This is a genomic window from Ensifer oleiphilus (assembly GCF_013371465.1).
Classification (GTDB): domain Bacteria; phylum Pseudomonadota; class Alphaproteobacteria; order Rhizobiales; family Rhizobiaceae; genus Ensifer; species Ensifer oleiphilus.
In genome coordinates this window covers 1-21,654 of the sequence record NZ_JABWDU010000010.1, presented here as the reverse complement: position 1 = coordinate 21,654, position 21,654 = coordinate 1, and the positions used below count along the sequence as shown (strand labels likewise).

Genomic DNA, 21,654 nt, shown 5'->3' with positions numbered 1-21,654 from the left:
TTCATCATGGCTATTCTGCTTCTGGCTGATCACGACGGCAGCCACCTTTCCGACCAGACCGCAAAGACGCTGACGGCGGCCACCAAGATTGGCGGCGACGTGCATGTGCTGGTCGCCGGTGCCGGCGCCAAGGCGGCCGCCGACCAGGCCGCCAAGCTTTCCGGCGTTGCCAAGGTGCTGGTGGCCGAGGACACAAGCCTTGCCAACAATCTGGCCGAGCCCTTGGCAGCCCTCATCGTTTCGCTGGCCGGCAATTACGACACCATCCTTGCCGCCGCCACCTCGGTCGGCAAAAACGTGCTGCCGCGGGTTGCCGCCCTTCTCGACGTCGTCCAGGTCTCGGAAATCACCGAAGTTGTCTCTTCCGACACCTTCAAACGTCCGATCTATGCCGGCAACGCCATCCAGACGGTGCAGACGACGGAGGCCAAGAAGGTCATCACCGTGCGCACCGCCTCGTTCGCCTCGGCCTCCGAAGGCGGCTCTGCCTCGGTCGAAACGATTGCGGCTGTTGCCAATCCGGGTCTGTCGACCTTCGTTGCCGACGCGCTGTCGTCGTCGGATCGTCCGGAACTGACGTCTGCCAAGATCATCATCTCGGGCGGCCGTGCACTCGGCTCGGCGGAGAAGTTCCAGGAGGTCATCCTGCCGGTTGCCGACAAGCTCGGTGCTGCCGTCGGCGCATCGCGCGCCGCGGTCGACGCCGGCTACGCCCCGAACGACTGGCAGGTCGGCCAGACCGGCAAGGTGGTCGCGCCCGATCTCTACATCGCCTGCGGCATCTCCGGTGCGATCCAGCACCTGGCCGGCATGAAGGACAGTAAGGTCATCGTCGCCATCAACAAGGACGAGGAGGCACCGATCTTCCAGGTCGCCGACTACGGCCTCGTTGCCGACCTCTTCGAAGCCCTGCCGGAGATGGAGCGGGCTTCCTGAACAGACTTCAGAAGCGACGGCTGAACGATGAGGTTCAGCCGTCGATCCTGATCGTTCGCGCGCCGACATGCAGCGCGCGCCCGGCGCCAAGGCCCATGGTTGCCGCGCCGAAGCCGAGCGCCACGAACAGGATGGCGGCGGCGTCAAAACTTCCCGTCCAGTCACGAATGAGCCCGACGAGCAGGGTGATCGCAGCAGCCGATATCAGCGCGACGTTGACGCAGCGGGAATTGGGCGGCCTTGTGCCTCTCCTCGCGCAAGGTCGCCTCGCCGGTGACACCGAATCCGGCAGGCGCCGTGGGTCCGGGCGCACCGGAAGATGATCTCTCATACGAGGCAGACCGGCCTCGCATCATCACGGCGCCAGCAAACTATGATTCTTCGTCAAGAACTATGAATGCCGAACGGGTGGATTGCCGCGCGCGCCAACTCCGTGTCAGCGGATGGTCAGCATCCCCTTCCGAAAGGTCTGACCTGTGTCGCGCGTCTTACTCCTTGGCCTTGCAATTGCCGCCTTGTTTGGTGTCCCGGCGTTTGCACAGGACGCCGGGGCGCTCCTGCGCGATCGAGAGCTCCAATCGGTCCGGCCTCTCCCCGCGGCGCGTCCAGCAGAAGTCGACGACACGCGCACCGACCTGCAGCGCACCGAGCCGGGAGGGGTAACGGTGAAGGTCACCCACCTGATCTTTTCCGGCAAGACCGATCTCTTGACCTCGAATGAACGCGTACGGCTTGTCGAGAGCGTAGCCGGAAAGGCCCTTGACCTTGCTGGTCTGCGCAATCTTGCCATTGAGGTAACACGGCTCGCTCAAACCAAGGGGCATCTGTTTGCACGGGCGTTTCTGCCGCCGCAGGACGTGACCGAAGGTGTCGTCGAGATCACCCTCATGGAAGCCCGGGTCGAGGACGTGGGCCTCGTACGGGTCGGTTCGGTGCGGGTGAGGGAGGAGGTCTTGCGCGGTATCGAACAGCGCTATCTCAACGACCGTTCATCAATGACGGAGCAGCAGCTCGAGGCGGCGTTGCTGCAGATGAACAGTCTGCCCGGCTTGAAGGTACGGGCGAGCGTGGAAGCTGGAGACAACCCTGGCACCTCGAAGGTCTCGATCGGCATTGAAGAGGGACCGATGTTCTCGGGGCAGGTGTGGGCGGACAACTTTGGTTCCGCAAGCACCGGCAGGGCCGAAGGCAATGTCCTTTTCAATTTTACCGATCCTTGGGGCTACGGCGAGCAGTTCGGGCTTCAGAACGTCACTTCGCAAGGCCTGGTCTATGGCCGCTTTTCGGCGAGCGCTCCGATCGGTACGGCAGGAACCTTCTTCAATGGTGCCTACAGCTACCTGACCTATCACGACGTGACCGATACGGGCCGTGCCGCAGGCCTTGATGGAGACGGGCATCAGCTCGTTGTCGGCCTCACTCATCCCCTGGTTCGCGACCGGGTCACGGACGTCAGCGTCGGAGGGGCGGTAACGGGGAAGGCGCTGCGAAACGGTTCTGCCGCGGGTGAACTCGATGACAAGCGCCTTCTCACGGGCACGCTGTCCCTCAGCGGCGTCCAAAGGGATTTCGGTGGGGCAACGACCTGGGGATTGGATGCCACCTACGGCGTCCTCGATCTGTCGCGCGTCGAGAGCTCGGCCGCCGCGGATGCGGCGGGCCTCCAGACGGAAGGTGGGTTTGCTCGCCTCAATGCACGTCTCGAGCGGCAGCAGAGCCTCGCGGACCGTTGGACATTGCTTGCACGTGTGAGCGGGCAGTGGGCCTCGACCAACCTTGAATCGTCCGAGGAAATAGCGCTCGGCGGCCCCTATGGGGTCCGCGGCTGGCCCGTCGGTGAGGCGTCTGCCGACATAGGCGCGATAGGAACGCTGGAGCTGCGCCACGATCTGGCCGTGCCAGAGGACTGGGGCCAACTTCAATTGGGCGGTTTCTTTGACAGCGGTTATGTAAAGATCAATGCGCGCCCTGAGGGCGTTACGCTCTCCACCGCCACTAGGAAGAACGAATACGCGCTGTTTGCCGCCGGCCTCACTGTCGACTGGCAGCGCGAGAACCTTTCGCTGACGGCCGGTTGGGGCATGGGCCTCGGTGACAATCCAGGGCGAAATGCGAACGGCACCAATGTAGACGGCAAGACAGGCCGCAATCAACTTTGGCTATCGGGCCATCTCAGCTTTTAGGAGGAACGAGCATGGGCAAACGTTATTCCAGCGTGATGATGGCGCTCGTCGGCAGCACGGCGCTTTCGACAACCGTATTGGCCGGCGACCTGCCCACCGGGGGCACTGTCGTTTCCGGCTCCGGGAGTATTTCCACGCAAGGTTCGACGCTCACCGTCCATCAGACAAGCGATCGGCTGGTCACGAACTGGAACAGCTTCTCGATCAGCAGCGCCAATTCGGTGGTCTTTCAACAACCTTCGTCTTCCTCCGTTGCTCTCAACCGCGTGATAGGCGTCGACCTGTGCGACGCTGGTGGAAAGACGGCTGCGCAGCGACACGTAGATCGCGAGGATCACGCAGCTCAAAAGCATGACGCTGACGCCGGCTCCGAAGCCAGCGGCAAGGTTGCCGGAGAAGACGAGCGCTGCGAAGGCAACACTGGTCCCGAGGCCGTCTATGCCGGCAACAAGGCCGAACATGACGGAGGAGATGGGTCTGGTGGTCACTGCTGTCACGTTCGCCCTTGCAGCCTGTTGCATCTTTGAGATCGCCAAACCGGCAGGTCGTCGGGCGAAATGGGTCTTGCGGAAGGCAGGTGGCATGTGACCAACACCTTCTCAGGATCAACGGGAATGCCGCCGAAAGCCACCGAGGAGCCACGCCGATCGCCATGGATTGCGAGGGCGTTCGGTTTCGGCAGCCTGCAGGCAGGCCGAGGTTCTCAATGCCGCCCCCGGAGACGGGCTATGGAGGTGCGCGGTGAGTCCAGATGTCAGCCGTGAGGTCGATCCGAGACGGGCGAACCGCAGCCATTGCTGCTGCCCGGTCCAGGCCAGACGTTCGTCGATGTCCTGTCACCGGGCGCCATTTCACGCTGGAATACGTTCAATTCGTTTCAAGGCATGGACCCCGCGAAGTTCACCGGCAAGCGCCGTTCGCCATTTTGGCGCGCTCCCACTGTTCCCGGGCCGACTCGATACCGCCCGAAACCAGTTCCAGCTCGAAGTCCTGAAGCTCCTCGCCTCTGGTGGCGTTGCCAATCAGGCTGCCGAGATCGGCAAGACCAGCCTTGACCTGTTTGGCATCCAACTTCAGATTGCGGCCTTGCGCTTCATCAAGGATTAGCTCGATCAGTTCGGCCTCGTTTGCAGCAGCTGCCAGACGGGCCAGCGCATCTCCATCCTTGCGAAGACTGGAATAAAATTCGACTGCCTGATGATCGCTCACTGTGTTCCTCAAGATCTGGAGTTGTTGGCGCTGCCTCGTATTTGCCGAGACCTGCCATTCTCGCTGCGTCGATCTTCGGGGAAATCAGTCGTTCATGAAAGCGCATGGCGCTATGGCAAGCATGTCATCGGCTATGAATTCCGGTCTGAGGCGGGCGGGTTTCACAGCGTCGACGACGATTTCATCGTTATTCTGCGGGTATCAAGCCGGAGGGAACGTCCGCGTTGGGCCGGTCGATCAGGCCCTCGCCAGCCGGCATCCGGCAAGTCAGCTATCGACGTCCCCACAGAATGGACAACCGCACTTCATGGGCGACGATCTATTTCGGGATGGCCGAATTCCTCGCCACATCACCTCTTCGCACCCTCACTGACAGTCGGACTATGGGACAACATCCGACGGGTCTCCTCAACCTCGAGCGCTTTCCGCCTTGGTTGACCGCGCGCGTGGAGGATCATCCGTATTCAACCTGACTGCAGTCTCTTGGGCTGGTGCCATGCGCTGACGGCGACCATCGGAGGTGTGCCTGTCAAACGTGGATTTCGACACGGGAGCATGGTCGGTGGGGCTGGCTCCTATGTATTACCTTCGTGTGGCCCTTGCGCTCTGCTTTTTCTTTCTAAGCTCGTCCGCATGGGCCGAAAGACGCATCGCGCTGGTCATCGGAAACTCGGCTTACCAGCACGCGCCACAGCTTGCGGACCCTCAGAATGACGCCAGTGAGATGGCGTCCAAGTTGACAGGGCTGAGGTTCGTGGTTGTGACGGAGGCGTGACCTCGACCTGGCGGGAATGCCACGGTCGATCCGGGAGTTTGTACGCAAACTCGAAGGCGATGACGTCGCACTCTTTTTCTATGCCGGACACGACCAGCAGGTAAACGGGGACAACGACATGGTCCCGGTCGACGCCCGATGGTTTCGATGAAAATGAAAAAGATTGGCGATGCAGCCATGGCTGAAGCGGAGCGCCGGCATCGTTGTGCGGATTTCAACCACATCATTCGTCGCGCTCGTTGGTCGAGCACAGACAATCGTCGACGGCGATGTCGCCGCCGACGATTGTGCGTGTTTAGAAATTTCTCTGGAAGCGTACGACGCCGCCAAAGGCGTCTTCGTGTCCGCGGAAGCCGCGGAAGGCGGTGTAGTCAAGCTCCGGCGTAATCTTGAAGCCCGGCGCAACCTCGTAGGAAACGTTGAGTGCCGCGTTCCAAGTGCCATCTTCCTCGAAGTCGATCTGGGTGTTCACGGTTGCCTTCTCGCTGACCTCCAAGGAAAAGCCGCCCCACATCGCCCAATCGCCATACCAGCTACCGTAATAGTTCGGCTGGCTGGGGTTGGACTGGTAGCCGGCCATGACGAACAACGAGAGCGCGTCGGTGACCTCGAGATTGACGCGCGCCTTGAGGGCCCAGGCATCGTAGCGGGTGTCGTAGGCAGCCATGCCGAAGAGCACGCCCCAGTCCTGCTCGTATTTGACGCCGCCGAGGAGATGCGGAATGCTGTCGGCCCGCAGGTCAAACCACTCACGGCTTGCCACGCCTGAGGCATCCACCGTCGCCAGCTCCCAAGAACCGTTGCCTTCCTCGGCGCCGACCATGGCTGAGAAGCCGCCTCCGAAGTCATGGGTGTAGCTCGCCTGCATCGTGCGGTCGCCGGAGTAGTAGATGACGTCGTCGTAGATGACGTTGCCGGCACCCCAGGTCCAGTTCGCAAAGAGGGAATCGGCAATGCCGACCGAGAAGCCGGCAATCTCGATGAGCGCTTCCGAAATGTATGTGCGTTCCCCTGATGCCTTGTGCTCGAAACGAGTCTCCACATAGGAGCGCAGCGTACCAAACTCGGTTTCGTTGCGGGCGTCGAAGCGAAGCGTGGCGCGCGCCTTGCCAGGCATGCCATCGAGCGAGCCGCCCCAGTAGACATCGTCGCCCGCAGCAACCTCGTGGCGGAGATAGCCACTGATCTTCAGGCAGGTTTCGGTTCCCGGAACGTAGAAGAATCCGTTGCCATAGGCATCACAGACGCGGAGATATTCGACGGGTTCCGCTTCCGAGGCCATTGCCGGTTGTATGCCGGTCATCACGCAGAGCGCTGCAGCCGCACCTTTCAGCAAGAGAGGTGACGTCGCACTGGTTTGCTTGTTCATGTCGAGTTGGTTCTCTCGTTGGTTTGGAAAGCAGGAAAAGCTTCGCCGGCTCCGTCCACGGCACGCGTGACAAGCAGATCCTGATTGGGGGTGGATGGAATGGGCGAGGAAGGGCCGGCGTCGGTTGCGATGCCGGCCCTGGAAGGCGTTATCCGCGCGGCGGCCAGACTTCGCCAGTCAGGCCGGTCTTCGGTTCACCAAGGAGAGGCGTCTTCAGGGCGCGGATACCATCGATGCTGATCAGCCAGATGATGTTGCGGTCATACTCCGTGAAGACCGCGAAGCTGGCGTTTTCATAGGTGTAGTCAGGCATTTCCTCAGGCTTGGGGAAGCGCGGGACGTAGTAGCCGGCGATCTTCGGGTCCTTCGGATCCCTGACGTCGAAGATCTGAAGGCCGGCATTGTAGAAGGCATAGGGCAAGATGCCGTCGCGCCCGTGGCCCGGCTGATGGGTCGTGCCGGACCGCTTCGGACCGAAGCTGCCGCGCCGCTGGCAATAGTCCGTGAACTCCGCTTCTGCCGGCGGGGTCGGGCGCGGGAAGGTGGCGACCACCTTCGGGTCCTTCGGATCCTTGGCGTCGATGACCAGCACGTCCTTGTAGGGCTCGTAGCAGTTGGAGTTCATCGGATAGCCGTTGGCAAAGACATAGCCGGTGCGCTCGTACTGGCTGGTATCGGCATTGTCGAATTCAGTGCCGGCAAAACTCGGTGGAATGCTCAGATGGCCGAGCATTTTCGGCGTGCCGGGTTTGGTGAGGTCGAAAGTGTAGAAGCCAAGACCGCCCATGGCGCCGAATCCGATCGTTCCACCCTTTTCGACGGGCTTCGGCAGGAACAGAGGCATGCGCGAACCCATCCAGGACGTGCGGTTGCCGGCGCGCGGGTTCATCAGGTAGGTGTCTTCGCTTTCCTTGTCGCCGACCACCTGCCCGGGAACGGTGACCTGGCTCACGAAAAGAGGATTGGCCGGGTCCGTCATGTCCCAGGCCTGGTATCCCGGCGAGTGCAGGTAGTCCGGATACTCGGTCAAGGCGTAGCTGTCATCGGGCGCCGCCGAAAGATACATGTACTTGCCGCCGAACCAGGCGGGAGCGTCGAGCGACCCGGTGCCCTGCTGCTTGCCAACAGGCGCGTCCGGGTTCTTGATGTCGGTCGTGCGGGTGGCGATCAGCTTCCAGTCGCTCGGCAGCGGGCCGTTCATCTCGTAGACCTTGAAGCCCTTGAGCGAATTGTACTGGCGCAGCGTCTCGACGATGTCAGGCTGCGTGCGCTTGTTGTCGAGGATGCCGAAGCGACCGATCTCGTAGGAGGCAACGACGACGTTCTTCTGGAGCTTCTCGCTCCAGGCGATCGTCATGCCGCCGAAATAGTCCTGTACCGTCTTGGCGTCCCAGTCCTCGCTGGATCCTTCCGGTCCCCAGACGCCGCCCTTGGAATAGACGACTTCGGCCTTGGCCGGGTCCGTGATGTCGAGCACCCGCATGTAATCGCGGTCATGCAGGTACATGTAGCGCTTGCCGCCGAAATCCGCGACGTCGGGCCAGGCATGCCACGGCGACGTGATATGCGGGTAGAAGGCGATTTCCTCGACATTGCTCTTGTAGGTCTTGTCGTCCCAATGGTCGAGCTGGCCCGGGAAGTTCGGCGACGCGCCGAGTGCGGTGGCGCGCGGCGCGTTGAACTTTCCTGTTGCCGGGTCCATGCCGTAATCCTTGCCAGGCGTCAGCGCTGGGGGCTGCTTGTCATAGGTCAGCTCCGACCAGCGCTTGAGGTGGGGATCCTGGATGTTGATCTCCGTCGGCACTTCCTTTTCCCAGCCGGCGCCAAGGGCAGAGCCCGCCGCCAGACACAAAATCGAGCATGTGATAATCAGCCTTTTCGGCATGTTCGTCTCCTCCTGCAATATCGGTGAATGCCCGCGTCCGAGACCGGCAGCGGCGCAAGGCAAACGGAGGACGACGGCGAACACCTAACGGCGACGCGTTTCGAATTCCTTTGTTGTGTCAGTGGATTGCGCAGGCTTCCTCATGCCCGCAGAAATCACGCCGCTCCCGTTTGCTAGGCGATATGAAACAGAGTCGCTTTCCCCATAACAATCGCGTTAATCAGCATTAATTCATGCGGATTTCTTATGAGTACGCGTCCGCGCTCCGTTCTTGCGGGCTGCAAGGGCTGCCGCTTCCCCTTCCTCGACGGCGTAGACTTCCAGCGGATAGCCGAAATGCTCGTCCATCAGCAGACGGGCGCGCTCGGCGTTGCGGTCGAGCACCGCCTCCATCAGATCCGTATGCGGACCGATCGACTGCGCCTTGTGCAGCGCAGCCATCGCCGCCTCGTACCCGGCGGTCTCACCCGCCGCCGCGCGCAGCGCCGGGGCGAAGGCCAGAAAGCGGTAATGGCGCTGGAGCTGGTCAGAAATGGTGGAGCGGAAGCGCATCAACCAGCTCGATTGCGCCGCACTAAGCAGGGCGGCGTGAAAAGCCTCGTGCCGCTCCATCCAGGAATCAACGGCAAGGTCGGAGGAATCCTCGACAATCGTCTTGCAGCGCGACAGGCGGTAATGCGCCGTGACGATTGCCGATTCCCACTCGGGACCGCCGCGCTCCATGGCTTCCAGCAGCAACGGGATTTCGACGACGGCGCGTGCCTTGGTCAGATCCTCCAGCTCGGCCCGCGATACGGGCGCGACTGTGAAGCCGCGATTGGAGATCGCCACGACCAGGCGCTCCGCCTCCAGCCGTGAAAGAGCCTCGCGCAGCGGCGTCCGCCCGACATCGTAGGTCTTGCTGAGGAGATCAACCCGTAATGGCGCCCCCGGCTGCAGCCGGGTCATGAGGATCTCAGTCCGCAAAATCCGGTAGGCGGCCTCTGTCTTTGTGCCGTTCTCTTGCTCTTCGCTCACTTGCACTCCCCAGGAAATGCCACCTCGATGCGTGGCGGTGATATATTCGAGAAAAGTATATGATAATCGCAAATCACCATAATTGTATACTATCTCGTTGACTTTGCCGCGCGGCTGCGCTTCCTCCTCCCTGTCGTGCTGTCATTGCGACAGCTGGAGGAGGAACACATGGCGACCACGAAATCGAAACTTATCACAAGCCTGATGGCCGTCGGCCTGATGCTCGCCGCGACTGGCTCGGCCGCCGCCGATCCGATCCGCATCGGCATCGGCAACTTCGGCGAACATCCGCCGCTCAATGCCGCAATCGCCGGCTTCAAGAAGGCTCTCGCGGAAAACGGCTTCGTCGAAGGCAAGGACGTCATCTACACGGAGAGCCACACCAATTTCGACGCTTCGCTCGTGCCGCAGATGATCGCGAAGCTGCAGGCCGAACAACCGAAGCTCGTCTACACGGTCACCACGCCGGTTTCGCAGATTGCCAAGAAGGCGCTCGCCGGCTCCGGCATTCCGGTCATTTTCACGGCCGTGACTGATCCGGTCGCTGCCAAGCTGGTTCCGTCCGCTGAGAGCGGTGACGATGGTATCACCGGTGCGACCGACAGCCAGGACATGGCTGCGGTTCTCGCTTTCACCAAAAAGCTGCTGCCGAACGCCAAGCGCATCGGTCTTCCCTACAATCCGGGCGAGGCCAATGACGTCGCGCTGCTGGAAACCGTTCGCAGGATAGCACCGGAACAGGGCTTTGAAGTCGTCGAAGTCGGCGTCGACAATCTCAATGACATCCAGCAGCGCATCACCTCGCTCGCCGGCAAGGTGGACGTCATCTACGGTCCGACCTCCAACATGATCCAGCCGGCCATCGCCGCCGTCGCGTCGGCCGCGCGTCAGTCGGGCATCCCCGTCGTCAACGCCGTCGATACCGCAGTGCTCGAAGGCTTCGTGCCGGCAAGCTTCGCCGTCAACTACGAGCAGGTCGGCGAGAATGCCGGCAAGATCGCAGCTGAGGTTTTGAAGGGCAAGGACCCGAAGTCCATCGCCCCGGTACGCCCTGCTGTCGAAGATCACCAGGCGCTGATCTCGAAGAAGGCAATGGCCGCCTTCGGCATCGAAATCCCGGCTGCGCTCGCCGACTGCAACTGCATCGTCGAGTGACCTGACGTCATCAGCGGACGGTGTACGCAACACCGTCCGCCTGGGCGCCAACAGCGCTCTGCCCTTTAGTCTTATTCACAATTCCGAATGCAAGGCGCTCAGACGTCGTTGCTGGAATTGCCCAGAGGAGGAACGGATGCTCGAAATCCGATCTGCACGTAAGGTCTTCTACAAGGGACAGCCCGACGAGAAGATCGCCCTCAACGATCTCAGCCTAACGCTCCCTTCCGGCAACTTCGCCATCGTCATCGGCTCGAACGGCGCCGGCAAGAGCAGCATGCTCAACGCCATCTCCGGCGCACTGATGCTCGATTCCGGCAAGATCCTGATCAACGGAAACGATGTCACGGCGCTGCCGGTGCACAAGCGCGCAAGCCGCGTCGCCCGTGTGTTCCAGGATCCGATGAAAGGCACCGCCGCCTCGATGACGGTAGCGGAGAACATGCTGCTCGCCGAATTGCGCGGAAAGAAGCTCGGCCTCAGCCGTGGCCTCAACGCCAAGCGGGTCGCCAGCTACCGCGACCGCCTCGCCGCGCTGAACCTTGGGCTGGAGAACCGACTGGACACGCGTGTCGAGCTGCTTTCCGGCGGCCAGCGGCAATCGCTTTCTCTGATCATGGCGACGTGTGACCAGCCGGATCTCCTGCTTCTCGACGAGCATACCGCCGCGCTTGATCCTCGCACGGCTGACATCGTCATGCAGGCGACGGTGCGCGCCGTCGAGGCCTTCAATCTCACCACGCTGATGGTGACGCACAACATGCAGCACGCTGTCGATTTCGGCCATAGCGTGGTGATGCTCGACGCCGGTGCGATCCGTCTCGAAATCACCGGCGCGGAAAAGGCCGAGGTCACGATCCCGAAACTCATCGGTCACTTCGGCATGAAGACCGACCGCATGCTGCTGGCAAGTTGAGACGGACATGGAAACAGTTTCTACGATAATTTCGAACTTCATCGCCCTCGTGCCGGTCACGCTGGCGCAAAGCCTTATCCTTTCCTTCATTGTGCTCGGCATCATGCTGCCATTCCGCACGCTGAACTTTCCGGATTTGACCAGCGAGGGCGCATTCCCGCTCGGCGGCTGCGTCTGTGCACTGTCGCTCGCCGGCGGCGCGCCGGGCTGGCTTGCCATTCTCGTGGCGATGGCCGCAGGCTTCCTGGCGGGCAGCTGCACGGCATTCGTGCATCTGCGCTTCCGCATCCATACACTCTTGGCCGGCATCCTTATGATGACCATGCTCTACAGCATCAATCTGCGACTCATGGGCAAATCCAACCTCTCGGTCTATGGCACGCCAACCATTTTTGATGGCGTACCCTTCCTCGAGCCGGGCTTCCCGGTCAGCAAGATCGTCGTCGCGGGTCTGCTCGGTTTGGCCGTTTATTGCCTGCTGAACCTCTACTTCCGGACCGAACGCGGCACGGCCATGCGCGCCGTCGGCTCCAACCCGGATATGGCGGAAGCGCAGGGCATCAGCATCTGGGCGGCCACCATCGGTGGGGTTGGTCTTGCCGGCGCCTTCTCGGCGACCAGTGGCGCTCTGATGGTGCAATCGCAGGGTTTCGCCGACGTCAACATGGGGATCGGCACCCTGATCAATGGTCTCGCCGCCCTGATGATCGGCGAAGCTATCGTCGGCAAGCAGACCATCCGCCGCCAGCTCGCGGCGCCTTTCGTCGGTGCCATCGTCTACTACCAGCTTGTCTCTCTGTGCCTTGCAGCCGGAATGCCGCCGACCGACCTTAAGCTCGCGACCGGTCTCTTCGTGCTCGCCATGCTGGCCCTGCCGACCCTCAAGCGTAGCCGCGGCCCCATGCCGGCCCGCGAAGCCATTCGTGAATAGAAGGACTGCCTCTATGAAGATCGATATCCATGCCGTCGAGGCGCTGGACCGCGACGACCCGCTTGCAGGCTTCAAGAGCCGCTTTGATTTGCCCGAGGGCGTCACCTATCTGGACGGCAATTCGCTCGGCGCGGCTCTGCACGCCTCTTATGCCGAGATCGAAAAGGCCGCGAAGCGCGAATGGGGCCAGGACCTTATCCGCAGCTGGAACAAGGCCGGCTGGTTTGCCCTGCCGCTGACGCTCGGCGACCGCGTCGGCCGCCTTATCGGAGCAGCGCCCGGCCAGACGGCCGTGACCGACCATACCTCCGCAAACGTCTACAAGGCGCTGCATGCGGCCCTTGGCCTCAATACGGGACGCCATGTGATCGTGGCGGAAGGCGGGAGCTTCCCGACCGACCTCTACATGGCCGAAGGCGTGATCGCGACGCGTCCCGGCACGGTCATGCGACTGGAAGGCGTCGATGCCCCCCGGATCGAAGACCTGATCGACGAAACCGTTGCCGTGGTGCTCGTCAACCATGTCAACTACAAAACCGGCGCGCTGCGGGACATGGAGGCGCTGACCAGGCAGGCCCACGCCGCCGGTGCGCTCGTCGTCTGGGACCTCTGCCATTCCGCCGGCGCGCTGCCGGTCGAGCTTGACCGTTGCAACGTCGATTTCGCCGTCGGCTGCACCTACAAGTACCTCAACGGCGGCCCCGGCGCGCCGGCCTTCATTTACGTGGCCAAGCGCCATCAGGAGAAGGCAAGCCAACCGCTCAGTGGTTGGTGGGGCCATGCCCGCCCGTTCGGCTTCGAACGCAGTTACGACGGCGGTGCGGGCATCTTGCGCTTCCTCTCCGGCACGCAGCCGATCCTGTCGCTGCGCGCGCTGTCGGCAGCCCTCGATCTGTGGGACGAGGTGGACATGACGGCTATCCGCAGCAAGAGCATCGCGCTCACCGATCTCTTCATCAAGCTCGTCGAGGCGCGTTGCGGCGCGCATGGCTTGAAATTGGTCGGGCCGAGGGATGGCACTGTGCGCGGCAGCCAGGTCTCCTTTGAACACGAGGGGGCCTATGAAATCATGCAGGCCCTGATCGAGCGCGGTGTGATCGGTGATTTCCGCGCGCCTGCCACCATCCGCTTCGGCTTCACGCCGCTCTATACGAGCTTCACGGATGTCTGGAACGCCGTGGACGTGCTGCATGACGTGATGGAGACCGGCGCGTGGCGCGATTCCCGCCATGCGGTGCGCAGCGCCGTGACCTGATCGCCAACATACACGAGGATGAAAAGGCGCTTTCCCGGCCGGGAGAGCGCCTTTTCGCGTTTGCTCCTGGCCGAAGACTTATCACATCTCGATATCAATTCATTCAACCTATACGGATTGTTATATCAGACCACTCATTGCATCCATTGCTGGACAGGGAGGCTCAGCCTTCCAAGGAATGGCGAAAAGGCAATCTCATGGCACAGGAAACGCATGCTCAGCTCTATATCGGCGGTAAGTGGAGGGCGACTTCCGACACGCTTGCCGTCATCAACCCCGCCAATGAAGATATCATCGGCAAGGTCGCAGTCGCCCGCGAAACGGATCTCGCCGATGCGACCGATGCGGCCTGGCAGGGTTTTCAGGTCTGGAGCCGGACATCGCCCGCAGCGCGCGCGGCCATCATCCTGAAAGCAGCCCAACTGCTGCGCGAACGCTCCGAAGAGATCGCCCGCGCGATCACGCTGGAAAACGGCAAGCCGCTCTCCGAGGCACGGATGGAGGTCATCCGCGGTTGCGAGTTTTTCGAATGGGACGCGGGCGAATGCGTGCGCCTCTATGGCCGGGTCATCCCGAGCGCTCCGGGGATCCGCTACATCGTGCTGCATGAGCCGATCGGCCCGGTCGCGGCCTTTTCGCCGTGGAACTTCCCGATGAGCCAACCCGCCCGCAAGATTGGTGGGGCGCTTGCCGCCGGCTGCTCGATCGTCATGAAAGCCTCCGAGGAGACACCAACGGGTGTCGTGCACATCGCCCGCGCATTCCAAGATGCAGGCCTGCCGGCCGGGGTCCTAAACCTCGTCTTCGGCCATCCTGCCGAAATCTCAGAATATCTCATCCCGCAGGACCGCATCCGCATGGTCGCCTTCACCGGCTCGACTGCTGTCGGAAAGCACCTGACGACGCTCGCTTCGCAGGTCATGAAGCCGGCGCTGATGGAGCTTGGCGGGCATGCGCCCGTGATCGTCTGCGAGGATGCCGATCCCGTGGCCGCCGGCATTGCCTGTGCGACCCGCAAATATCGCAATTCCGGCCAGGTCTGCACCTCGCCGACGCGGTTCTTCGTCCACGAGGCGCTGTACGACCGCTTTGTCGCATCCTTCGTGGAAAAAGCGCAGTCCATCAAGGTTGGCGATGGCCTCGATGCCTCGACCCAAATGGGACCGGTCGCCAACGACCGCCGCATTGCGGCCCTTGAGGAGCTTGTGGACGATGCCCGCTCCAAGGGCGCGCGCGTTCTGTGCGGTGGGGGGCGCCTCGATCGCAAGGGCTACTTCTTCGCACCGACGGCGATTGGCGACTTGCCGGATGATGCCCGCGCGCTTTCCGAAGAGCCATTCGGCCCGCTCGCGCTGATCAATCCGGTTGCCTCGGTGGAAGAGGCTCTCTCGAAAGCGAACGCGCTTCCCTTTGGTCTGGCCGCCTATGGCTTCACGAACTCGATGGCCAATGTCGATCGCCTCATGCAGGGCATCGAGGCCGGCAACCTTTCGATCAACACGTTGGAGGCCTCCGTCGCCGAAACGCCGTTCGGCGGTGTCAAGGAAAGCGGCCTTGGCCGTGAGGGTGGCGCAGAAGGCCTGCATCACTATACCGTGGTGAAGAATGTCTCGCTGCGCATCGCCTAAGCGCGTCTGACGCGCGGCAACCGTGCGAAGCCGAGGCCGGAACCGTTATCGTGACGGTTTCGGCCTCCTTGCGTTTCGTCAGCCGATCACCGGGATCATATCGCGCAGCACCTTGCGCAGCACGGTGCGGACGGCGAGCGTCGCGGGGGAGGGCGTGCGCTCGCGCGCGGTGATGACGGCAACATCCCGGGCAATGGACGGCTCGACCAAGGGCCGGGCAGAAATCTTCCGGCCGTTCAGGCCGGTAAAGGCATAGGTCGGCAGGATGGCAAGACCCGCCTCGCGCTCGACGAGGGAAAGGGCGGTGTTGATCTGGTGCACTTCCAGGGAAGGACGCAGCGGCACTCCGGCGCTTTCGAAACCGACTTCGGTCAAAAGGCGGATGTTGCTTTCGCGTGTCAGTGTGATGATCGGCTGATCGGCGAGCGCGGACCAGGCCACTTCCGCCTTCGTGCAGATGGCATGGCCCTCGGGCGCGAAAACCATCAGCTGGTCACGCAGGACGCGTTGTATCTCAAGGCCGTCCTCGTCGCTGGCGAAGGTGCCGACGCCGAGGTCACAAAGGCCGCTGCGCACCCGCGGGGCGATCAGGTCTGTCACCACGTCCTCGATCCTCAGCTTGAGGTTCGGGTGGGCCGCGGCGACTTCCTGCAACAGGCGCGGCAGCACCGTCGCGCCGAGGAAGGGCGGGGCGGCGATGCGCACGAGGCCGGTCCTCAACTGCCCTAGGTCGTGCACCGCATCGACGGCGCGCTCGATTTCCGCCAGTCCCGGCAACGCTCCGGCGGCAAAAATGCGGCCGGCTTCGGTCAGTTCGACGCGTCGGGTCGTGCGGTCGAAGAGCCGTGCGCCGAGCAGAGCCTCGAGGTCGCGGATCGCATGCGAGATGCCGGCCTGGCTGGTGCGCAATCGTTCGGCGGCGCGGGAGAAGTTGCCGAGTTCGACCACGGCTTGGAAACATTTGATCTGACGGAGATTGAGCATCGGGTCATCCATACTGATTTCAGCATGAATATATACGAACTATGTATCTTTATGAATAAGATTTTCCCGCGCTAAATGGCGGCAACAGAGACTTGGCGGCCTGCTTCACGCGCCGCCGGACGGACATGCCACAGGGAGCGTCATGAAATACCAGCGTAAAGATGCAAAGGCTCATTCCCGCGCCACGATGCGCGGCATCTGGGCGGCGGCGAACACGCCGTTTACGGCCGATGGCGCCATCGACGAAGAGGGCTACCGTCGGAATGTCGAGCATTGGATTTCCGACCTCGGCATCGACGGCCTCTTTATCGCCGGCAAGCAGGGCGAGTTCTTCTCCATGTCGGTCGACGAGCGCAAGCGCATGTTCGATCTCTCGGTGAATGCTGCCGGCGGCCGGGCGCAGACAATCATGTCCTGTTCGGATCAGAACATGGACGTGGTGATCGATCTTGCCCGCCATGCGCAGGCCTGCGGCGCCGACTACATCGTCGTGCATGCGCCGATCCTGCATTTCTTCAAGCAGCAGGACGAGACGCTGCTGCGCTATTACGAGACCATCGCCTCCAAGGTGGATATCGGCATGGCGCTGTGGTCGCATCCCGACAGCGGCTACCTGATGAGCCCGGAACTGTGCAACCGGCTCGCCGATATCGAGACGGTGGTGGCCATCAAATATTCCGTGCCGCGCGACCTTTACAAGAAACTGACGGCACTTGCCGGCGACCGCATCCTCGTCTCGACCGCTTCGGAGGAGGAGTGGCTGGATAACGTGCTGGAGCTGGGCTGGCAGCTTTATCTCTGCTCGTCGCCGCCCTACACGCTCCAGAGCAAGGCAGACCGCCGGATGGCCGAATACACAGCACTTGCCTTCGCCGGAAAAGCCGAGGAAGCACGCACCGTCAGCGCGAGCCTGCAAGGCGTGCGCGACGCCTTCCGCAAGACCAAGCCGGCGGAAAAGCCCCATGCGCACCAGAAGTACTGGCAGGAATTGCTCGGCCAGGTGGGCGGCGCAGTTCGCCGTCCGCTGCTGCAACTGACGGACGAGGAAAAGAGACTGACCCGAGCCGCCTTTGAAGAGTGCGGCCTGAATTTGGGTTAAACGGGAGAGGGAGGAAAACCATGACCAAGCTGAAAGCCTTCAACCTGCAGAAGTGGATCGACGAGCACAAGCACCTGCTGAAGCCGCCGGTCGGCAACCAGCAGATCTGGAAGGATGCCGATCTGATGGTGACCATCGTCGGCGGCCCCAACAAGCGCACCGACTATCACGACGATCCCGTCGAGGAGTTCTTCTACCAGCTCAAGGGCGACATGGTGCTGAAGCTCTATGACGGCAAGGACTTCTACGACGTGCCGATCCGAGAGGGCGACATCTTCCTGCTGCCGCCGCACGTGCGCCATTCGCCGCAACGCCCGATGGAAGGCTCGATCGGCCTGGTCATCGAGCCAACACGCCCCGAAGGCCTGCTCGACGCGGTCGAATGGTACTGCTTCGAATGCACGGAACTGGTTCATCGTGCCGAGGTGGATCTCGAATCCATCGTCGACGATCTGCCGCCGATCTACCAGGCTTTCTACGCGGACGAGAAGCTGCGCACGTGCCCGAAATGCGGCACCGTGCACCCCGGCAAGACCCCGCCCGAGGGCTGGGTGACGCTCTGAACCGGCAGCAAGACAGGGGAACCGTTATGTCGACAGTCGAAGCCATATGCCTCGTCGGCTGGGGCGCCATCGGCCAGCGGGTCGCAGCACTTCTAAGGGCGCGGGGCGCGAGTGCTCGTATCGTCGGGATCGCGGTGCGTGATCCGAAGGAAGTCGAGGGGACCATGCCGGAAGGGGCGGTTCATCTGGCGAGCCCCGAGGCGTTGGCTGCGACCGGGGCGACATTGGTCGTCGAGGCCGCAAGCCGCGAAAGTGTGCTGCCCTTCGCCCGTGCCGCACTGACTGCGGGCATGGATTTCGCCGTTTCCTCCACCTCGGCCCTGGTGGATGTCGCCGTGCTCGACGAACTCGTCGAACTGGCGCAGCGGAGTGGTCGCAAGCTGATCATTCCGCCGGGCGCGCTCGGCGGCATCGACGCCCTCTCGGCGGCGTCGCGCTTGGGGCTAGACAGCGTCGAGCACGTCATCACCAAGCCTGCGAGGGCCTGGCTCGGGACGCCGGCCGAGCAGTGCTGTCGCCTGACAGAACTGCAGGAAGCGGAAGCCTTCTTCGAGGGGTCGGCGGCCGAGGCGGCAACGGCCTTTCCTCAAAATGCCAATGTGGCGGCGACCACCTCACTTGCCGGTATCGGCATGCATCGGACCCGCGTGCGCCTCGTCGCCGATCCCAAAGCCGTGGAGAACATGCACAGCATTCGCGCCTGTGGCCCCTTTGGCACGCTGGAAATCCGCCTTCAGAACCGCCCGCTCGCCACCAATCCGAAATCCTCCGAGATGACGGCGCTGAACCTCGTTCGCCTTATCGAGAACAGGACCAACGCGCTCGTCCTCTAAACGGCGGTATACACTGGGCCCATTGTCCGACCGGCTTGGTCTGGCCGCAGTAGCACCGAAACGTGGCGGAGGATAATCAACTTCTCACAACCCAACGGGAACAGAGGTGCCGTTCGTCTGATCCATCACGTCACACACGTCTTGCACTATCGTAGCCGTTGCCGGGACCACCGCACCGGACCTGCCACTATGAGCCAGCACCCGGCGGCATCTAGGTCTGCCCCATGCCAACGGGCAGTCTCGAGGTGGCGCCGACGTAAGGCCTTTGCGGTTTCCACCACCAGCCGGCGTGTCAAAAGACCAGTTGCGGTCAAGCGCCAGCGGAGAGCCGGCGCGACGCGATATAGGAACTGTCGCCATTTTTCGTCCAATCTCGCTGGCGACAAAAATGCGTAGATGTGGGAAACTGCGGCGAGCCTGAACTCAGCAAAATCAAGTCCGCTGGAGACGTCACTGCTGTGGATCGAAAGCTTGCCGCCATCCTTTCGGCCGACGTTGCTGGATTCAGCCGCCTCGCCGCGCTCGACGAGGAGGGAACGGTTCGGATACTCGATCAATGTCGCGGCGGGATCGACGAATTGGTCAGCAAGCATGGCGGCCGCATCTTCGGTAGTGCAGGCGACGGCTTTGTCGCCGAGTTCTCAAGCGCGGTTCAGGCCGTCCGGTGCTCAGTAGAAATCCAGCGCCATCTTTTCAGTCTCTCAGGAGATATTCCACCCGATCGCCGCTTGGAGTTCCGTATTGGCGTCAATCTGGGTGACGTGGTTGTTGCTGGAGGCGATCTGCTCGGCGACGGCGTTAACATCGCCGCCCGCGTGCAGGAGATGGCCGCTCCGTCGGGCATCTGCATTACCGCGTCGGTGCGCGAACATCTCGACGGCAAGGTACCGTTCGCGCTGATCAACCTCGGCGAGCGGAGCTTGAAGAACATCCCTCGGCCAGTTTTGATCTTTGGTGTCGACTGGCAGCAGGAGAAGTCTGTCGGCGGTAATGTTGCGTATGCGGCGCCCCTTGCCCGCAATGGCAAAGACCAGCCATCGATCGTCGTTATGCCCTTCGACAACCTCAGCAGTCTGAGCGACGAGTACTTCGTGGACGGCGTTGTCGAGGAGATCACCGCCGCGCTCTCGCGTATACGGAACTTCTTTGTCATCGCGCGACAGTCCGCATTCACCTACAAGGGACGCTTCGTCGATGTCCGTGAAGTCGGCAGGGAACTCGGCGTCAATTATGTCGTTGAAGGCACCGTTCGCCGGGGCGGCGACCGACTGCGGATTTCCGTGCAACTGGTCGATGCGGAGACGAGGACCCAGTGCTGGTCCGATCGTTGCGAGGGCGCGATCGAAGATATGTTCGAGTTTCAGGATCGGATCGCCGCGCAGGTGGCGGGCGCCATCCATCCGGCCATTCGCGATGCCGAGATCGAATTGGCCAAACGCAAGCCGCCGACCAGCCTACGGGCGTATGATCTCGTCATGCGCGCCTATCCGAACCTTTGGGGGCGGCGCAAAGACACCAACAACAAGGCGATCGAACTGCTTCGGCAAGCGATCGCCGTCGATCCGCCTTATGGCCGCGCGCATGCACTTTTGGCGTGGTGCCATGCCTCAAACGCCTCATACTTGTGGACAGAAGAACCGGAGCGCGAGCTCGAAAACGCGCGCGCAGCGGTTGAGGCTGCTGGATCGATCAGCGATGATCCAACCGCGTTGACTGCCGCCGGCGCGGCAATGAGCATCTGCGGCGACCAGGAGCGCGCGACCACGCTTATAGAAAAGGCGCTTGCGCTCGATCCGAACAACGCCTGGGCATGGGCGCGCCTGGGCTGGCTTGCGATCTACAAGGACGAAGCCACCCGCGCAACTGAACATTTTCAGCGGGCGATGACTCTGAGCCCAAGAGATCCGCTTACGTTCAACATGAGATTGGGGATGGCCTTTTCCTTGGCCATGGAAGGGTCTCATTCAGAAGCAATCGCGATAGCCCAAGAGGTCGTCAACACCTATCCCGACGTGAGCTGGTGCTATCGCCACCTCGCAGCCTGGTCGGCGATAAGCGGCGACTTGAAAACCGCCCGATGGGCCGCCCAGAAGCTATTGGCGGCCGAGCCTGGCTTTACCATCGAGTGGTATAGAGCGCTGCCCTGGTTTCAAAATATACCTCATTGGCAGGATGAGATGGCCGAGGGCTTGCGGCAAGCAGGATTGCCTGAGCGATGATTAGCGTTCTAAGGGAGCTGTTTTGGACAACCTTGGGCCACCTGACCCAATTGCATCATGCCGGTTTCGAGGGTAGGGGGCAGCAGCATTCTTGCATATGTGCCATGAACACTTCGGCTGGCGTCCTATGGTCGAGACACTTTCTCGGCTGTTTGTTGAGATGACGAGCAGCTGCTCGATCGCCAGTTCGCGCAATTGCGGTTGCCGCACAAGCGTCCTCAAACGCTGCCGCCGCTCTTTGCGGATATCGTCGGCAACCGTTGCGAAGTAGCCGCTATGGTCGGGGTGCTCGCGATCGTGAAAGGCGTTGCACCAGATCTCACGATAGATCGTCGACCGATGACGGTCGAGTTGGCGTGCCATTTCGTTGCTCGGCAGATTTGCGTTTGACAAAGTGGAAGAGGCGGCGCCGATCAACCAGATTCAGCTGCGAATAACGGTGAGGCATCCCAAAATTCCCACGGGGAAACCATTGAAATTATTGGCATTTCTTACTCGGAAATAGAATGCACCCCTGTGAGTTCATGGCGAACTGCGACTTGCGCGTGCAACGCTAACCGACACGTCGCATTTGCGCGAGCAGTTTCTTGCGGAAGACTTCCGCGGGCGTTCGGTAGCCCAAGCACTTCCGCGGTGTCGAGTTGAGCCGATCGCAAATGTCCTTCAGTTCACCGTCGGTGATCGAAAGCGGATCAAC

General features: G+C 61.9%; 21 protein-coding genes and 2 pseudogenes. 14 read left to right on the top strand and 9 right to left on the bottom strand.

Going from position 1 to position 21,654, the window contains the following annotated elements:
- Nucleotides 1-6 precede the first annotated feature (6 nt).
- On the top strand, nt 7-936 hold the full coding sequence (locus tag HT585_RS27275) for an electron transfer flavoprotein subunit alpha/FixB family protein (RefSeq protein WP_176355937.1): 930 nt from the start codon (nt 7-9) through the stop codon (nt 934-936).
- 34 nt (nt 937-970) lie between these two features.
- On the opposite strand, the gene HT585_RS32310 is transcribed toward HT585_RS27275, so the two are convergent.
- Nucleotides 971-1,267 (bottom strand): hypothetical protein, encoded by a 297-nt coding sequence (locus tag HT585_RS32310; protein WP_425513793.1) that lies wholly within the window; start codon nt 1,265-1,267, stop codon nt 971-973.
- 157 nt (nt 1,268-1,424) lie between these two features.
- Nucleotides 1,425-1,616 (bottom strand): hypothetical protein, encoded by a 192-nt coding sequence (locus HT585_RS27265; RefSeq protein ID WP_176355936.1) that lies wholly within the window; start codon nt 1,614-1,616, stop codon nt 1,425-1,427.
- Between HT585_RS27265 and HT585_RS27260 the strand changes: the two genes are divergently transcribed.
- Nucleotides 1,602-3,119 (top strand): ShlB/FhaC/HecB family hemolysin secretion/activation protein, encoded by a 1,518-nt coding sequence (locus HT585_RS27260; protein WP_176355935.1) that lies wholly within the window; start codon nt 1,602-1,604, stop codon nt 3,117-3,119. The two genes, HT585_RS27265 and HT585_RS27260, sit on opposite strands and share 15 nt — an antisense overlap.
- Nucleotides 3,120-3,130: 11 nt before the next feature.
- Nucleotides 3,131-3,646 carry a two-partner secretion domain-containing protein gene (locus tag HT585_RS31615; RefSeq protein WP_210270587.1) on the top strand — a complete coding sequence of 172 codons (516 nt, stop codon included), beginning with the start codon at nt 3,131-3,133 and terminating at the stop codon, nt 3,644-3,646.
- A 373-nt stretch (nt 3,647-4,019) separates the two neighbouring features.
- Here HT585_RS31615 and HT585_RS27250 read toward each other — a convergent pair whose 3' ends face one another.
- Complete coding sequence (locus HT585_RS27250) at nt 4,020-4,328, bottom strand: hypothetical protein (protein WP_176355934.1); 309 nt, start codon at nt 4,326-4,328, stop codon at nt 4,020-4,022.
- Between the two features lie 577 nt (nt 4,329-4,905).
- On the opposite strand from HT585_RS27250, the gene HT585_RS32305 reads away from it, so the two are divergent.
- Nucleotides 4,906-5,103: a caspase family protein gene (locus tag HT585_RS32305; RefSeq protein ID WP_425513795.1), complete on the top strand. Its 198-nt coding sequence runs from the start codon at nt 4,906-4,908 to the stop codon at nt 5,101-5,103.
- Between the two features lie 7 nt (nt 5,104-5,110).
- A complete protein-coding gene (locus HT585_RS32300; RefSeq protein ID WP_425513794.1) occupies nt 5,111-5,254 on the top strand; it encodes a caspase family protein in 144 nt (47 codons plus the stop codon).
- Nucleotides 5,255-5,398: 144 nt separating this feature from the next.
- On the opposite strand, the gene HT585_RS27240 is transcribed toward HT585_RS32300, so the two are convergent.
- From HT585_RS27240 to HT585_RS27230, 3 genes are all read right to left on the bottom strand, one after another.
- Entirely contained in the window at nt 5,399-6,472 is a 1,074-nt protein-coding gene (locus HT585_RS27240; protein ID WP_176355932.1) for a porin, read from the bottom strand.
- 148 nt (nt 6,473-6,620) lie between these two features.
- On the bottom strand, nt 6,621-8,357 hold the full coding sequence (locus HT585_RS27235; RefSeq protein WP_176355931.1) for an LVIVD repeat-containing protein: 1,737 nt from the start codon (nt 8,355-8,357) through the stop codon (nt 6,621-6,623).
- A gap of 231 nt (nt 8,358-8,588) precedes the next feature.
- Complete coding sequence (locus HT585_RS27230) at nt 8,589-9,374, bottom strand: GntR family transcriptional regulator (RefSeq protein WP_176355930.1); 786 nt, start codon at nt 9,372-9,374, stop codon at nt 8,589-8,591.
- Nucleotides 9,375-9,542: 168 nt separating this feature from the next.
- Here HT585_RS27230 and HT585_RS27225 point away from each other — a divergent pair, with 168 nt between their 5' ends.
- From HT585_RS27225 to HT585_RS27205, 5 genes are all read left to right on the top strand, one after another.
- Complete coding sequence (locus HT585_RS27225) at nt 9,543-10,529, top strand: ABC transporter substrate-binding protein (protein ID WP_176355929.1); 987 nt, start codon at nt 9,543-9,545, stop codon at nt 10,527-10,529.
- A gap of 136 nt (nt 10,530-10,665) precedes the next feature.
- Complete coding sequence (locus tag HT585_RS27220; RefSeq protein ID WP_176355928.1) at nt 10,666-11,445, top strand: ABC transporter ATP-binding protein; 780 nt, start codon at nt 10,666-10,668, stop codon at nt 11,443-11,445.
- Between the two features lie 7 nt (nt 11,446-11,452).
- A complete protein-coding gene (locus tag HT585_RS27215) occupies nt 11,453-12,376 on the top strand; it encodes an ABC transporter permease (protein WP_176355927.1) in 924 nt (307 codons plus the stop codon).
- Nucleotides 12,377-12,389: 13 nt separating this feature from the next.
- Nucleotides 12,390-13,631, top strand: a complete 1,242-nt coding sequence (gene kynU, locus HT585_RS27210) for a kynureninase (RefSeq protein WP_176355926.1) — start codon at nt 12,390-12,392, stop codon at nt 13,629-13,631.
- A 197-nt stretch (nt 13,632-13,828) separates the two neighbouring features.
- On the top strand, nt 13,829-15,259 hold the full coding sequence (locus HT585_RS27205) for an NAD-dependent succinate-semialdehyde dehydrogenase (RefSeq protein ID WP_176355925.1): 1,431 nt from the start codon (nt 13,829-13,831) through the stop codon (nt 15,257-15,259).
- 78 nt (nt 15,260-15,337) lie between these two features.
- Here HT585_RS27205 and HT585_RS27200 read toward each other — a convergent pair whose 3' ends face one another.
- Nucleotides 15,338-16,243 carry a LysR family transcriptional regulator gene (locus tag HT585_RS27200; protein ID WP_176355924.1) on the bottom strand — a complete coding sequence of 302 codons (906 nt, stop codon included), beginning with the start codon at nt 16,241-16,243 and terminating at the stop codon, nt 15,338-15,340.
- A 142-nt stretch (nt 16,244-16,385) separates the two neighbouring features.
- On the opposite strand from HT585_RS27200, the gene HT585_RS27195 reads away from it, so the two are divergent.
- From HT585_RS27195 to HT585_RS27180, 4 genes are all read left to right on the top strand, one after another.
- On the top strand, nt 16,386-17,342 hold the full coding sequence (locus tag HT585_RS27195; RefSeq protein ID WP_176355923.1) for a dihydrodipicolinate synthase family protein: 957 nt from the start codon (nt 16,386-16,388) through the stop codon (nt 17,340-17,342).
- 20 nt (nt 17,343-17,362) lie between these two features.
- Nucleotides 17,363-17,905, top strand: coding sequence for a 3-hydroxyanthranilate 3,4-dioxygenase (locus HT585_RS27190; RefSeq protein WP_077502360.1), 543 nt, complete (start codon nt 17,363-17,365; stop codon nt 17,903-17,905).
- 26 nt (nt 17,906-17,931) lie between these two features.
- The gene (locus HT585_RS27185) at nt 17,932-18,738 is read left to right on the top strand and encodes an aspartate dehydrogenase (protein ID WP_176355922.1); all 807 of its coding nucleotides are present in this window, start codon (nt 17,932-17,934) and stop codon (nt 18,736-18,738) included.
- Nucleotides 18,739-19,196: 458 nt separating this feature from the next.
- Complete coding sequence (locus HT585_RS27180; protein ID WP_176355921.1) at nt 19,197-20,957, top strand: adenylate/guanylate cyclase domain-containing protein; 1,761 nt, start codon at nt 19,197-19,199, stop codon at nt 20,955-20,957.
- A 168-nt stretch (nt 20,958-21,125) separates the two neighbouring features.
- Here the strand turns inward: HT585_RS27180 and HT585_RS31910 are convergent.
- Nucleotides 21,126-21,405: pseudogene (locus HT585_RS31910) on the bottom strand (helix-turn-helix domain-containing protein); the annotation flags it as partial.
- 105 nt (nt 21,406-21,510) lie between these two features.
- Nucleotides 21,511-21,654 (bottom strand): annotated as a pseudogene (locus HT585_RS27175) (IS30 family transposase); the annotation flags it as partial.

Bases quoted from the DNA above. Each gene is read 5' to 3' on its own strand.
- HT585_RS27235 (WP_176355931.1), bottom strand. From the start codon at position 8,357: ATGCCGAAAAGGCTGATTATCACATGCTCGATTTTGTGTCTGGCGGCG.
- HT585_RS27220 (WP_176355928.1), top strand. From the start codon at position 10,666: ATGCTCGAAATCCGATCTGCACGTAAGGTCTTCTACAAGGGACAGCCC.
- kynU (WP_176355926.1), top strand. From the start codon at position 12,390: ATGAAGATCGATATCCATGCCGTCGAGGCGCTGGACCGCGACGACCCG.
- HT585_RS27200 (WP_176355924.1), bottom strand. From the start codon at position 16,243: ATGCTCAATCTCCGTCAGATCAAATGTTTCCAAGCCGTGGTCGAACTC.
- HT585_RS27275 (WP_176355937.1), top strand. From the start codon at position 7: ATGGCTATTCTGCTTCTGGCTGATCACGACGGCAGCCACCTTTCCGAC.
- HT585_RS27185 (WP_176355922.1), top strand. From the start codon at position 17,932: ATGTCGACAGTCGAAGCCATATGCCTCGTCGGCTGGGGCGCCATCGGC.
- HT585_RS27205 (WP_176355925.1), top strand. From the start codon at position 13,829: ATGGCACAGGAAACGCATGCTCAGCTCTATATCGGCGGTAAGTGGAGG.
- HT585_RS27195 (WP_176355923.1), top strand. From the start codon at position 16,386: ATGAAATACCAGCGTAAAGATGCAAAGGCTCATTCCCGCGCCACGATG.
- HT585_RS27215 (WP_176355927.1), top strand. From the start codon at position 11,453: ATGGAAACAGTTTCTACGATAATTTCGAACTTCATCGCCCTCGTGCCG.
- HT585_RS27240 (WP_176355932.1), bottom strand. From the start codon at position 6,472: ATGAACAAGCAAACCAGTGCGACGTCACCTCTCTTGCTGAAAGGTGCG.
- HT585_RS31615 (WP_210270587.1), top strand. From the start codon at position 3,131: ATGGGCAAACGTTATTCCAGCGTGATGATGGCGCTCGTCGGCAGCACG.
- HT585_RS27190 (WP_077502360.1), top strand. From the start codon at position 17,363: ATGACCAAGCTGAAAGCCTTCAACCTGCAGAAGTGGATCGACGAGCAC.
- HT585_RS32310 (WP_425513793.1), bottom strand. From the start codon at position 1,267: ATGAGAGATCATCTTCCGGTGCGCCCGGACCCACGGCGCCTGCCGGAT.
- HT585_RS27225 (WP_176355929.1), top strand. From the start codon at position 9,543: ATGGCGACCACGAAATCGAAACTTATCACAAGCCTGATGGCCGTCGGC.
- HT585_RS32305 (WP_425513795.1), top strand. From the start codon at position 4,906: ATGTATTACCTTCGTGTGGCCCTTGCGCTCTGCTTTTTCTTTCTAAGC.